Source organism: Streptomyces sp. NPDC006516 (assembly GCF_040611875.1).
Lineage (GTDB): Bacteria > Actinomycetota > Actinomycetes > Streptomycetales > Streptomycetaceae > Streptomyces.
Genome location: NZ_JBEXPD010000002.1, coordinates 1,174,554 through 1,187,625 on the forward strand (window position 1 = coordinate 1,174,554; position 13,072 = coordinate 1,187,625).

Below are 13,072 nucleotides of genomic sequence, written 5' to 3' on the forward strand. Positions count from 1 at the left end.
GTCCCTTGGGTCTCAGTTGCCGGAGAACGCGGTGTACTCGTCGGCGGAGAGAAGGTCGTTCGGCTCCTCCGCGACGCGCACCTTGAACAGCCAGCCGCCCTCGAAGGGGGCGGAGTTCACCAGCGACGGGTCGTCCACGACGTCCTGGTTCGCCGCGGTCACCTCGCCGGACACCGGCGAGTACAGGTCGCTGACCGACTTGGTCGACTCCAGCTCCCCGCAGGTCTCGCCCGCGGTCACCGTGTCACCGACCTCCGGGAGCTGGGCGTAGACGACGTCGCCGAGCGCGTTGGCCGCGTACTCGGTGATACCGACCGTGGCCACGCCGTCCTCGACGGCCGACAGCCACTCGTGCTCCTTGCTGTACCGCAGCTGCTGGGGGTTGCTCATGACCTGAATTCTCCTGTACGCGGGGGAGTGCTGATGAACGGTGGTCTTACGGTGTGAGACACGACTGCGTCACGTGCGCGGGCGCGGTGTCACTTACGGCGCTGGTAGAACGGCAGCGCGACGACCTCGTAGGGCTCGTGCGTGCCCCGGATGTCGACCGCGACACCCTCGGTGCCGGGCGCGGCGTGCGCGGCGTCCACGTACGCCATGGCGATCGGCTTGCCCAGGGTCGGGGACGGGGCCCCGGAGGTGACCTCGCCGACGACCTCCCCGCCGGCCACGACCTGGAAACCGGCGCGCGGCACCCGGCGGCCCATGGCGACCAGGCCGACGAGCTTGCGGGGCGGGGCGGTCTCGGCGCGCCGGGCGGCGGCGAGCAGCGCCTCGCGCCCGACGAAGTCGCCCTCCTTCTCGAACTTCACGACCCTGCCGAGGCCGGCGTCGAACGGCGTCAGCGCGGTGGTCAGCTCGTGCCCGTACAGCGGCATGCCCGCCTCCAGGCGCAGCGTGTCCCGGCAGGAGAGCCCGCAGGGGATCAGGCCGTACGGCGCTCCGGCCTCCGTCAGGGCCTTCCACAGCTGCTCGGCGTGGCCGGGGGCGACGAAGAGCTCGAAGCCGTCCTCGCCCGTGTAGCCGGTGCGGGCGATGAGCGCGGGCACACCGGCGACCGTTCCGGGGAGCCCGGCGTAGTACTTCAGTCCGTCCAGGTCGGCGTCCGTGACCGACTTGAGTACGGCGGGGGAGTCGGGGCCCTGGACGGCGATCAGCGCGTAGGCGTCGCGGTCGTCCCGCACCTGGGCGTCGAAACCGGCGACTCGCTCGGTGAGGGTGTCGAGGACGAGCTGGGCGTTGCCCGCGTTGGCGACCACCATGTACTCGTCGCCGGCCAGCCGGTAGACGATCAGGTCGTCCAGGATTCCGCCGTCCTGCGCGACGATCATCGTGTAGCGGGCCCGGCCCTCGCCGACGGTGGCGATGTTGCCCACCAGGGCGTAGCTCAGGAAGGCCGCGGCCTGCGGACCGGTGACGGTGATCTCGCCCATGTGCGACAGGTCGAACAGTCCGGCCCGGGTGCGCACGGCGTTGTGCTCGTCGCGCTCGCTGGCGTACCGCAGCGGCATGTCCCAGCCGGCGAAGTCGGTCATGGTCGCGCCCAGGGACCGGTGCAGGGCGTCGAGGGCGGTCTGGCGGGGGGCGGCGCTCGGGGCAGTGCTCATGGACATGGCTCCAGGGCATGACGACAGGGGATTTCCCTCCCCATCTGTCATCGGAACCTGAGAGGTTCGCCGAGAGCCCCTGAAAGGGTCCTGGAGGGGGCATCCCCTTCAGGGTCGGCTTGCACCTTGGGTGGAGCCGCGAAGCGGCCCGCTTTTCAGATCTGCCTCATCCACGCGGTACGGGGCCTGAGAGATTCAAGGGAGGAACTTGCTCCTTCGGCGCCCGGCGCACACGGTGTCCGGGACTCTCCCGCGCGGATTCAAACGGCCGGTATGCAGTTGGCGGGGTCATCATCGCACGCATTGCGGGAGAGTGGGGCGATCAGGTCCGCACGGGTGCGGGTCCCGACACGTGCGACCGGAAGCGGTTGTGCCGCATTACCTTTTCTTTACACTTCTTGGGCAGGTCAGTGGGTCACTCGGCAGGGGGAAGACGATGACGTTGCAGCGTTACGCGGCGACCGCGGGGGCGGCGCGCGGTGCGATGCCCCAGCAGCCGGGCGCACCCGCCCGGGAGCTGGGGGGCGGGCCGGCTCCGGTGGTGCGTGATCTGCGGGGCGGAGGCGCTCGCGGCCCGACCGTCCTGGACTTCGCGGCGGGTGACGTGGTCGTGGTCTCGGGTCTGCCCGGCAGCGGGAAGTCGACGCTGATCCGGCGGGCGGTGCAGGGGCACGCGATCGACTCCCAGGACACCCGGGACCGCTGGGCCGCAACCCTGCCCGCCTTACTCCCGTACGCGCTCTACCGCCCGCTGGTGCGTGCGGCGCACTACGCAGGGCTGTGGCGGGCCCTGCGCTCGGGCGCCTCGGTCGTCGTCCACGACTGCGGGACGCAGGCCTGGGTGCGGCGCTGGCTCGCGCGTGAGGCCCGGCGCCGGGGCAGGACCCTGCACCTCGTGCTGCTCGACGTCACCCCGCAGGTGGCCCGGCAGGGCCAGCGGGAGCGTGGGCGCGGTGTGTCCGGATACGCCTTCGCCCGTCACCGGCGCGCGGTGGGCAGGCTGCTGCGCGACACCGAGCGGGGTCTGCTGCCTCCTGGGTGCGCGTCGGCGGTGCTGATCGACCGGGAGACCGCCGGGGCGATCCGGCGGATCTCGTTCCCGGAGGCGCGTTCGGGGCAGGAGTAGGGACGACGGACCGGAGGAGCCGGTCCGGGCGTCCGTGGCGAGGGTCCACAGCGGCCCGCGGTGAGTGCCCCGGGCGTCACCGTTCGCATACGCACAGTTCGCGGTGGTCCGGCCACCTGTCCGCGATCCGGACGGTACGCGGGGGCCGGGCGGGGCTCCGGCCTGCGGCACTGCGGGCGAGGCGTGAGCCGGTCTAAGGTTTCTGCCGCACCGCATGGCGAGAAAAGGACTCAGACACCGTGGACATTCCGGCCCAGGCGCCGCCCCATCCGTCGCAGGGATGGCCGGCCAACGAGCTCGAAGAAGTGCTCACCGCCTCGCTCGGCGTCCCCGGAGCGGCCGGCCGGCTGATCGAGGTGCTCGGCCGCAGCCAGATCTGGGTGCCCCTCCCCAACGGCGGCGGCCCGGACAGCCCCGACCTCGACCTGCCGACCGTCGACATCGGCGGCGCCGCCTTCGTCCCCGTCTTCAGTTCCGAGGGGCAGTTCCTCCAGTGCGTCGGCTCCCACCTCTCCTTCACCATCGCGCCCGCGCGCGAGTTCGCCCGCGGGCTGCCGCCGCAGCTCGGCATCGCGGTGAACCCGGGCGGCGCGGTCGGCGTGCCCCTTCCGCCGCCCGCCGTGGCCGAGCTCTGCCGGGCCGGGCGCACACCGCTGGACGGCCCCGCGAGCGGCGGCCGGGTGCGGCTGTACGAGCCGGACTGGAAGGAGGACCCGGTCGACTTCCTCGCCGCGGTGTCCGCCGAGTTCCAGGACACCGGCGTGGTGAGCACGGCGCGCAGGGCGCTGGCCAGCATCGAGGGCGACAGCCCCGTCCTGTTCGTCGGCGTCGAGTTCGCCACCTGGGAGGGCGCGGGGCAGAGCGCCCCGATGGAGGCCCTCGGCCGCGCGCTGGGCCGGATACAGGTGCCCTGGCCGGTCAATCTCGTCCTGCTGGACGTGGCGCAGGACCCGGTCGGCGACTGGATGCTGGAAAAGGTACGCCCGTTCTACCGGCGCGAGGGCCACTGACGGCTGGGGCCCACACCGCCACGTGGCGCCCGGAAGGTGTCCGAGGCGGCGCATAAGCTGGTTGGATGACGAGGCCGCCCCGTGTGCCCGGGAGCGGGACGACAGCACCGCGAAGCATGCTTCAACAGCGGATCGAAGAGGGGCGGGACCCAGGGTGAGTGCGTCAGGCACGGGGGCGGCCGACGGGGTCTCCCCTGTTCGGGCGGAGCCGAGGGCTCGGGAAGACGTCGAGCACCTGCTGCGTCAGGTGACACCCGGGCGCCTCGACACCTACGAGGCGCTGCTGCGATCCCTGGCGGAGGGCCAGGTCTGGATGCTGCTCTGGCACGGGACGGCGGGTGCCCCCGACGCCCAGTACGGCAACATGGAGGTTGATGGCCTGGGTTACGCCCCGTGCGTGACCTCCGCGCAGGAGCTCTCGGCGAGCGGCTGGAACAGGGCCCACGAGGTCACCACGGGCCGCGACATCGCCAGGGCGCTCTTCCCCGACCGCTGGGGCATCTGGCTCAACCCGCACGCCCCCGGTGGCGGCGTCGGCATCCCCTGGCTGGACCTGCGGCGCATCGCCACCGGTCTCGACCGGATGCCCGCGGGGCCGCTGCGGCTCACCGAACCCGCCATCGAGATCCCGCAGTTCTACGCCCTGCTGTCGCAGAACGCCCACCGCACCCCCGCCGTCAGGGCGCTCCGCCGGGCCTGGGTGCAGCCCGCGCTCGGCGTCCCGTACCTCGCGATCGGGCTCGACCTCTACGACACGGGGCGGCCGTCCGTCGACGCGGTCCGGGCGATGATGCGGCAGTCGATCGGGGCCGTTCCCGACGGGCTGCCCGTCTCCACGGTCTCGATGTCCGACGAGTACGACCCCGTCGCGATGTGGCTCCAGGCCAACTCCCGGCCGTTCTACGACCGCGAGGCGCACGCCCAGGCACCCGCCGTCCCCGGCTACGGCTACCCGCCCCCCACCGGCCAGGCTCCGCACGCCTACTGACCGCCCGTCGGCGCGGTCGCCGGCGTCGGCGGAAGAGCGGGTGTCCACAGGGCGCACGGTCAATTGATGACCTGATCAGCACAGTTGGGTGCCATGTCCGGTATAGCGGATTAGTGACCGAGAGGTCCGCTCAGCAAGCACGGCTGTCCGGATAACGGAAGCCCCTTGGCAGCATCACGTTTGAGCAAACATTCCCCGTCAGGTCTGGCGGGTGATCGCAAAGTGGTTGAAGACTCCACACAGCAGGTGGTTCCCTGCCCGGCGCAGCCCTCTTTCAAACAGGGCCCGTTCGGCCGCACACCACCACTTGTGTCACGTTCTGTACGAGCCGCTACAGCGGCGGTCACAGGCCGGCCATCCGCCGGCCGAGAGGGGTCTCCAGCGCAATGACGGCACCGATCGAGACCACCGGGGCGGATGCGCGGCCCGAAACGGTGCTGGAAGGCGCCGGGCGCAAGGAGATCGAGGGCCGTTCGCTCGGCCGGATCGCCTGGACCCGCTTCAAGCGGGACAAGGCCGCGATGGCCGGTGGCATCGTTGTCGTGCTGCTGATCCTCACCGCCGTCCTGTCCAAGCCGCTCCAGTCGCTCCTCGGGCTCGACCCCAACGCGTTCAACCAGAGCCTGGTCGACCCCGTCATGCTGGCGCCCAAGGGCGCCCTGGGCGGCATCAGTTGGGACCACCCCCTCGGCGTGGAACCGCAGACCGGACGCGACATCCTGGCCCGCATCCTCGAAGGTTCCTGGGTCTCCCTGGTCGTCGCCGTCGGCTCCACCCTGCTGTCCGTCGTGATCGGCGTCGTCATGGGTGTCGTCGCCGGTTTCTACGGCGGCTGGGTCGACAGCTTCATCAGCCGCCTGATGGACACCTTCCTCGCCTTCCCGCTGCTCCTCTTCGCGATCTCCATCTCCGCCTCCCTGCAGGGCAACGCCTTCGGGATGGAAGGGCTCACGCTGCGGATCGCGGTCCTCATCTTCGTGATCGGCTTCTTCAGCTGGCCCTACATCGGCCGTATCGTCCGCGCGCAGACCCTGTCGCTGCGCGAGCGTGAGTTCGTCGAGGCGGCCAGGTCGCTCGGCGCCCGCGGACCGTTCATCCTGTTCCGCGAGCTGCTGCCGAACCTGATCGCGCCGATCCTCGTGTACGCGACGCTGCTGATCCCCACGAACATCCTCTTCGAGGCCTCCCTGTCGTTCCTCGGCGTCGGTATCGCTCCGCCGCAGGCGTCATGGGGCGGCATGCTCACCCAGGCGGTCGACCTCTACGAGGTGGACCCGATGTTCATGGTCATCCCCGGCATGGCGATCTTCATCACCGTGCTGGCCTTCAATCTGCTGGGGGACGGGCTGCGTGACGCACTCGACCCTCGTGGCAAGTAATCGCGGCAGGCAGTGCCGCACCGGACTAGCGAGGGGGCTTTCCTCAGCATGCAGAACAGAAAGACAGCAGCGGCCATAGCCGTGGCCGTAGCGGTGTCGCTCGGCGCATCGGCGTGCAGCAGCAGTGACTCGGGCGGTGACAGCAACGGCGGTGGGGGCAACGCCAAGGCGGACGCCGCTCTGACCAGCATCGTCAACGCGACCGACAAGAAGGGGGGGACGGTCACGTTCGAGCACTCCAGTGGCCCGGACTCCCTGGACCCCGGCAACACGTACTACGGCTGGGTGCAGAACTTCTCCCGCCTGTACGCCCGTTCCCTGGTGACCTTCAAGCCGGCCGCCGGCAAGGAGAGCCTGGAGATCGTCCCGGACCTCGCCACCGGTCTCGGCAAGGCCAGTGACGACGCCAAGACCTGGACGTACACGATCCGCAAGGGCGTGAAGTTCGAGGACGGCACCGAGATCACCTCGAAGGACGTCAAGTACGCCGTCGAGCGCTCCAACTTCGCGCCGGAGGCCCTGTCCAACGGCCCGACGTACTTCAAGGCCTACCTCGAGGGCGGCGAGAAGTACAAGGGTCCGTACAAGGACAAGTCCGCCGAGGGTCTCAAGTCCATCGAGACCCCGGACGACCACACGATCGTCTTCAAGCTGAACAAGCCGTTCGCCGACATGGACTACCTGGCCGCCTTCTCGCAGACCGCTCCGGTCCCGCAGAAGGCCGACACGGGTGCCAGCTACGTCCAGAAGATGGTCTCCTCGGGGCCGTACAAGTTCTCGGCGTACGACGAGAGCAAGGGCGCGACCCTGGTCCGCAACCCGGAGTGGGACCCGAAGACGGACCCGATCCGCAAGGCGCTGCCGGACAAGATCGAGCTCAAGCTCAACGTCAACCCCACCACGGTCGACGACCACCTGCTCAACGACGTCACCACCGCGGACGTCGCGGGCACGGGCCTGCAGTCCAAGACGCAGCCCAAGGTCCTGGTGAAGGCCGCCGAGAAGGCGAAGACGGACAACCCGTACGCCGGCGTCCTGCAGTACCTGGCGCTGAACGTCAACGTGAAGCCGTTCGACAACATCGAGTGCCGCAAGGCCGTCCAGTACGCCGTGGACAAGCAGAGCCTCATCGACTCCATCGGTGGCTCCGTCAAGGGCGACCCGGCCACCACGGTCATCCCGCCGACCGTCGCCGGGTACAAGAAGTTCGACCTTTACCCGACCGAGGGCAGCAAGGGTGACGTCGCCAAGGCGAAGGAGCACCTGACCGCGTGCGGTCAGCCCAAGGGCTTCAAGACCACGCTGACGGCCCGTTCGGACCGTCCTGACGAGATCACCGCCGCCACGCAGCTCCAGGGCAGCCTGAAGGCGATCGGCATCACCGCCGACATCAAGCAGTTCCCGTCGGACAAGTACTTCACCGACTTCGCGGGTGTGCCCGAGTGGGTCCACAAGAACAACGCGGGCATGATGATGATGCAGTGGGGCGCCGACTGGCCGACCGGCTTCGGTTTCCTGGACCAGATCGTGAACGGCACGGCCATCAAGCCGTCCGGTGGCACGAACCTGATGGAGCTGAACGACAAGGGTGTCAACGAGGCCCTGGTCAAGGGCATCGGCACGGTGGACACCACGGCGCGTAACGCCGCGTGGGGCGAGGTCGACCAGAAGGTCATGGAGAACGCCTCCCTCGTTCCGCTCGTCTACCGCAAGAACCTGCTCTACCGCCCGGACTCCGCGGCGAACGTCACGGTCACGGACGCGTACCTCGGCATGTACGACTACGTGCTGATGACGTCCACCAAGTAACACCTGTTCATCGACAGCATCCCCTGAAAGGCAGGTGAAGGCGCCGGGCCGGCGGGCGTACCCCGTCCGCCCGCCCGGCGCCGCACGGCTGTGGCTGCGTACATCATCCGACGCGTATTCGCCGCGGTGTTGCTGCTGCTGGTGGTCAGCGCAGTCACGTTCGCGATCTTCTTCCTCGTCCCCCGGCTCGGTGGGCAGACCCTCGACTCGATGGCCGCCCAGTACGTCGGGAAGAGCCCCGACCCGGACGTCATCGCCGCGGTCAAGAAGAACCTGGGGCTCGACCAGCCCCTCTACGTCCAGTACTGGAACTTCATCAAGGGCATCGTCGTCGGCGCCGACTACCAGTTCGGCCCCGACCCGGTCACCTGCAACGCCCCGTGCTTCGGCTACTCCTTCAAGACGCACACCGAGATCTGGCCGCAGCTCGTCGACCGTGTCCCGGTCACGCTGTCGCTGGCCGTCGGTGCCGCGGTCATCTGGGTCGTCTCCGGTGTCGCGATCGGCGTCGTCTCCGCGCTGAAGCGGGGCTCGCTCTTCGACCGCCTCTCCATGGGCGTCGCCCTCGCCGGTGTCTCCCTGCCGATGTTCTTCACCGGCCTCGTCGTCCTGGCGCTGTTCGGCAACGGGGAGTACGTACCGTTCGCCGACAACCCGGTCGAATGGGCGGGCAGCCTGGTCCTGCCCTGGTGCACCCTCGCCCTCCTGTACTCCGCGCTCTACGCCCGGCTCACCCGGGCCGGGATGCTGGAGACCATGGGGGAGGACTACATCAGGACCGCGCGGGCCAAGGGCCTCAAGGAACGCAAGGTGGTCGTGAAGCACGGGCTGCGCTCGGCGCTCACCCCGCTCGTCACGATCTTCGGCATGGACTTCGCGCTGCTGCTCGGCGGCGCGGTCATCACCGAACGGGTCTTCTCCTTCCAGGGGCTGGGTGCCTTCGCCATCCAGGGCGTGACCACCGCCGACCTGCCCAAGGTGATGGGCGTGACCCTGGTCGCCGCCTTCTTCATCGTCATCTGCAACCTGCTGGTGGACCTCGTGTACGCCGCGATCGACCCCCGGGTGAGGCTCTCATGAGCGACGCAATCAAGAAGGACTCCCCGGCGGCGGACACCGTTCCGGCACAGAGGTCCGGCGACGGCAAGGAGTTCCTCTCCGTACGCAACCTCAGCGTCCACTTCGACACCGACGACGGTCTGGTCAAGTCCGTCGACGGCGTCAGCTTCGACCTGAAGGCCGGCCAGACCCTCGGCATCGTCGGCGAGTCCGGTTCGGGCAAGTCCGTGACCTCACTGGGGATCATGGGCCTGCACACCTCCGAGCGGGCCCGGATCAACGGCGAGATCTGGCTGGACGGCGAGGAGCTCATCGGCGCCGGTCCGGAGCGGGTACGGGAGCTGCGCGGCCAGAAGATGGCCATGATCTTCCAGGACCCGCTGTCGGCCCTGCACCCGTACTACAGCATCGGCGCGCAGATCGTCGAAGCCCACCGGGTCCACAACAAGGTCGACAAGAAGACCGCGAAGAAGCGCGCGATCGAGATGCTCGACCGTGTCGGGATCCCCGAGCCGCACCGCCGTTACGAGGACTACCCGCACCAGTTCTCCGGCGGTATGCGCCAGCGCGCCATGATCGCGATGGCCCTGGTCAACAACCCGCAGCTGCTCATCGCGGACGAGCCGACGACCGCCCTCGACGTGACCGTCCAGGCGCAGATCCTCGACCTGATCCGTGATCTGCAGAAGGAGTTCGGCTCCGCGGTGGTCATGATCACCCACGACCTCGGTGTGGTCGCCGAGATCGCGGACGACCTGCTCGTGATGTACGCGGGACGCTGCATCGAGCGCGGCAGCGCCGAGAAGGTGTTCTACGAGCCCCAGCACCCCTACACCTGGGGTCTGCTCGGGTCGATGCCGCGCATCGACCGGGAGCAGACCGAGCGGCTCATCCCGGTGAAGGGCTCGCCGCCCAGCCTCATCAACGTCCCGTCCGGCTGCGCCTTCCACCCGCGCTGCCCGTACGCCGACGTGCCGCCGGACAACATCACCCGCACCGAGCGTCCTGAGCTGCAACTGGTCAGCGACGGGCACTACTCCGCGTGCCACATGTCGCGCGAGCAGCGTGACCGTATCTGGACCGAAGAGATTGCGCCGAAGCTGTGACTGATCTGAACAAGAAGACTCCCGCGTCCACCGCGGCCGGGTCCGACGGGTCCGGGTCGGAGCCGCTCCTCAAGGTCGAGGGCCTGGTCAAGCACTTCCCGATCACCAAGGGTGTGCTCAAGCGCAAGGTCGGCGCGGTGCAGGCCGTGGACGGGCTCACCTTCGACGTGCGTCCCGGGGAGACCCTGGGCGTGGTCGGTGAGTCGGGCTGCGGCAAGTCGACCATGGGCCGGCTCGTGACCCGCCTGCTGGAACCGACCGGCGGAAAGGTCGAGTTCCAGGGCCGCGACATCACGCACATGTCCGCGGGGCGGCTCCGGCCGATGCGCCGCGACATCCAGATGATCTTCCAGGACCCGTACGGCTCGCTGAACCCGCGCCACACGGTCGGCGGGATCGTCGGCACCCCCTTCCGTCTCCAGGGCGTCAAGCCCGAGGGCGGCGTGAAGGCGGAGGTCCAGCGGCTGCTGGAGCTGGTGGGGCTCAACCCCGAGCACTACAACCGCTACCCGCACGAGTTCTCCGGCGGCCAGCGCCAGCGCATCGGCATCGCCCGCGCGCTCGCGCTGAAGCCGAAGCTGGTCGTCGCGGACGAGCCGGTCTCGGCACTGGACGTGTCGATCCAGGCGCAGGTCGTGAACCTCCTGGACGACCTCCAGGAGGAGCTCGGGCTCACGTACATGATCATCGCGCACGACCTCTCGGTCATCCGCCATGTCTCCGACCGGATCGCGGTCATGTACCTCGGCAAGATCGTCGAACTCGCCGACCGCAGCTCGCTGTACGAGGCGCCGATGCACCCGTACACGAAGGCGCTGATGTCCGCGGTGCCGGTCCCGGACCCGCGTCGGCGTGGTGCCAAGAGCGAGCGCATCCTGCTCAAGGGCGATGTGCCGTCGCCCATCTCGCCGCCGAGCGGCTGCCGGTTCCACACCCGGTGCTGGAAGGCGACGCAGGTCTGCGCCACGACGGAGCCGCCGCTGCTCCAGCTGAAGACTGGGCACCAGGTGGCGTGCCATCACCCGGAGAACGGCGAGGACCAGGTCCCGGGGGACGCGCCGCTTACCGCCGATGTCATCACGGTGAAGTCGACGGCCGTGGCGGAGGTCACGCCGGAACCGGTGACGCCGGAGCCTGCCGCGGCGCCTGCTGCGGCGGCGAAGGAGGTATCCGCGCCTTCCGCGCCCGAGAAGGCGGTGGAGGCGGACAAGGCGCCCGCAACGGAGAAGGCGGCAGAGGCGGAGAAGGTGTCCGCGCCGTCCGGCCCGGAGAAGACGCCCGCGCCGGAGAAGGCGGCCAAGGCCGCCGGCGACGACGAGGCCCCCGCCGCGCCGTCCACGGGTGCGGAGGCGGAGGCGGAGCCCAAGGAGTAGTACCGGCACAATTGCCCGGTGCTCAACGAACTCTTCGCCCCCTCCGTCCAGCATGCGCTCGACATCGTCGGAATCTTCGTCTTCGCGATCTCGGGTGCCCTGCTCGCCGTCCGGAAGAACTTCGATGTCTTCGGCATCGCGGTGCTCGCCGAGGTGACAGCGCTGGGCGGAGGGATCTTCCGTGACGTGATGATCGGCGCCCTGCCCCCGGCGGCCTTCACGGACCTCGGCTACTTCCTGACGCCGCTGTTCGCCGCCGGCCTGGTCTTCTTCCTGCACCCGCACGTCGAGCGGATCCAGGTCGGCGTCAACGTCTTCGACGCCGCCGGGCTCGGGCTCTTCTGCGTGGCCGGCACGGTCAAGGCCTACGACTACGGGCTCGGTCTCACCTCGTCCGCCGCCCTCGGGCTCGCCACCGCCGTCGGCGGTGGCGTGCTGCGCGACGTGCTGGCCAACGAGGTGCCCTCGCTGCTGCGCTGGGACCGCGACCTGTACGCCGTGCCCGCCATCGTCGGGGCCGTCATGGTGGTGCTGTGCATCCGCTTCGACGCCCTGAACGCCTACACCAGCGGTACCGCCGCCGTCGCCGCCTTCGTGCTGCGGCTGCTGGCCATGCGGTTCCACTGGCGCGCCCCGCGTGCTTACAACCGGCGCTCGGCGACGGCGGAGGAGAACCCGGCCGTCATCTGACCGCAACACAAAGCTACCGCTCAGTAATACGATCGGTGTACCGTGCACTCCATGGCACAGGCAGCAGCGCACGAGTCGCGCACACAGGCGACCATCGGTGACAGCGAATTCGACCGCGACACCGCCGTCACCCTCCGGCAGGAGGGCGTCTACGACGCCGAGCTCTCGGCGGGCTGGACGATCATCCACGCGGTCAACGGCGGTTACCTGCTGGCCATGCTCGGCCGCGCGCTCGGCGAGGCGCTTCCGCACCCCGACCCCTTCTCGGTCTCCGCGCACTACCTCACGGCCTCCGTGCCGGGCCCCGCGGTGATCCGCACCCAGGTCGTCCGCACCGGCCGCACGCTCTCCACCGGCGAGGCCTCACTCTTCCAGTTCGCCGAGGACGGCACCGAGATCGAACGCATCCGTGTGCTGGCCACCTACGGCGACCTGGACGGCCTCAGCGACGAGGTCCGTACGTCGGTGGAGCCGCCCGCCATGCCGCCGCTGGAGCAGTGCCTCGGTTCGAGCGACGGCACGGCGCCTGTCCCCGGCAGCTCCGCCATCACCGAACGTCTCGACGTCCGGATCGACCCCGCCACGATCGGCTGGGCCGTCGGCGCTCCGTCCGGGAAGGGGGAGATGCGCGGCTGGTTCGGGCTCGCCGACGGCCGTGACGCAGACCCGCTCTCGCTGCTGCTCACCGTGGACGCGCTGCCGCCGACCTCCTTCGAGCTCGGCCTGAAGGGGTGGACGCCCACCATCGAGCTCACCACCCACATCCGCTGCCGCCCCGCGCCCGGGCCGCTGCGCGTCTCCATCACCACCCGCAACCTCGCGGGCGGCTTCCTGGAGGAGGACGCGGACGTCTGGGACAGCGCCGGCCGTCTCGTCGCCCAGTCCCGCCAGTTGGCCCGCGCGCCGCGCGGCTGAGCCCCGCGCC

Annotated in this window: 12 protein-coding genes and 1 riboswitch; of the genes, 10 read left to right on the forward strand and 2 right to left on the reverse strand. The window is 69.7% G+C overall.

Translation table 11 applies throughout. The features are described 5' to 3' along the window. Nucleotides 1-12: 12 nt before the first annotated feature. Both gcvH and gcvT read right to left on the reverse strand, forming a co-directional pair. Nucleotides 13-390 (reverse strand): glycine cleavage system protein GcvH, encoded by a 378-nt coding sequence (gcvH, locus tag ABZY45_RS11510; RefSeq protein ID WP_356738509.1) that lies wholly within the window; start codon nt 388-390, stop codon nt 13-15. 89 nt (nt 391-479) lie between these two features. Further along, entirely contained in the window at nt 480-1,607 is a 1,128-nt protein-coding gene (gene gcvT, locus ABZY45_RS11515; protein ID WP_356738511.1) for a glycine cleavage system aminomethyltransferase GcvT, read from the reverse strand. A gap of 165 nt (nt 1,608-1,772) precedes the next feature. Beyond that, a riboswitch (glycine riboswitch) is annotated at nt 1,773-1,870 on the reverse strand. Nucleotides 1,871-2,043: 173 nt separating this feature from the next. Here gcvT and ABZY45_RS11520 point away from each other — a divergent pair. The 10 genes from ABZY45_RS11520 to ABZY45_RS11565 all read left to right on the forward strand — a co-directional run bounded on the left by ABZY45_RS11520 (nt 2,044) and on the right by ABZY45_RS11565 (nt 13,062). Beyond that, nucleotides 2,044-2,733, forward strand: a complete 690-nt coding sequence (locus ABZY45_RS11520; RefSeq protein ID WP_356738513.1) for an AAA family ATPase — start codon at nt 2,044-2,046, stop codon at nt 2,731-2,733. A 239-nt stretch (nt 2,734-2,972) separates the two neighbouring features. Next, nucleotides 2,973-3,743, forward strand: coding sequence for an enhanced serine sensitivity protein SseB (locus ABZY45_RS11525; RefSeq protein WP_356738515.1), 771 nt, complete (start codon nt 2,973-2,975; stop codon nt 3,741-3,743). A 235-nt stretch (nt 3,744-3,978) separates the two neighbouring features. Beyond that, nucleotides 3,979-4,731, forward strand: a complete 753-nt coding sequence (locus ABZY45_RS11530) for an enhanced serine sensitivity protein SseB C-terminal domain-containing protein (protein ID WP_356738791.1) — start codon at nt 3,979-3,981, stop codon at nt 4,729-4,731. Between the two features lie 386 nt (nt 4,732-5,117). Beyond that, complete coding sequence (locus ABZY45_RS11535) at nt 5,118-6,110, forward strand: ABC transporter permease (protein WP_356738517.1); 993 nt, start codon at nt 5,118-5,120, stop codon at nt 6,108-6,110. 48 nt (nt 6,111-6,158) lie between these two features. Then, complete coding sequence (locus ABZY45_RS11540; protein ID WP_356738519.1) at nt 6,159-7,919, forward strand: ABC transporter substrate-binding protein; 1,761 nt, start codon at nt 6,159-6,161, stop codon at nt 7,917-7,919. A gap of 90 nt (nt 7,920-8,009) precedes the next feature. Continuing rightward, entirely contained in the window at nt 8,010-8,999 is a 990-nt protein-coding gene (locus tag ABZY45_RS11545) for an ABC transporter permease (protein WP_356738521.1), read from the forward strand. After that, complete coding sequence (locus tag ABZY45_RS11550; protein WP_356738523.1) at nt 8,996-10,084, forward strand: ABC transporter ATP-binding protein; 1,089 nt, start codon at nt 8,996-8,998, stop codon at nt 10,082-10,084. Before ABZY45_RS11545 ends, ABZY45_RS11550 begins: the two co-directional genes overlap by 4 nt. Beyond that, nucleotides 10,081-11,457 carry a dipeptide ABC transporter ATP-binding protein gene (locus ABZY45_RS11555; protein WP_356738525.1) on the forward strand — a complete coding sequence of 459 codons (1,377 nt, stop codon included), beginning with the start codon at nt 10,081-10,083 and terminating at the stop codon, nt 11,455-11,457. The genes ABZY45_RS11550 and ABZY45_RS11555 overlap by 4 nt, the downstream gene beginning before the upstream one ends. An 18-nt stretch (nt 11,458-11,475) precedes the next feature. Then, nucleotides 11,476-12,147, forward strand: a complete 672-nt coding sequence (locus ABZY45_RS11560) for a trimeric intracellular cation channel family protein (protein ID WP_356738527.1) — start codon at nt 11,476-11,478, stop codon at nt 12,145-12,147. Between the two features lie 51 nt (nt 12,148-12,198). Beyond that, a complete protein-coding gene (locus tag ABZY45_RS11565) occupies nt 12,199-13,062 on the forward strand; it encodes a thioesterase family protein (protein ID WP_356738529.1) in 864 nt (287 codons plus the stop codon). The last annotated feature ends 10 nt before the right edge of the window (nt 13,063-13,072 follow it).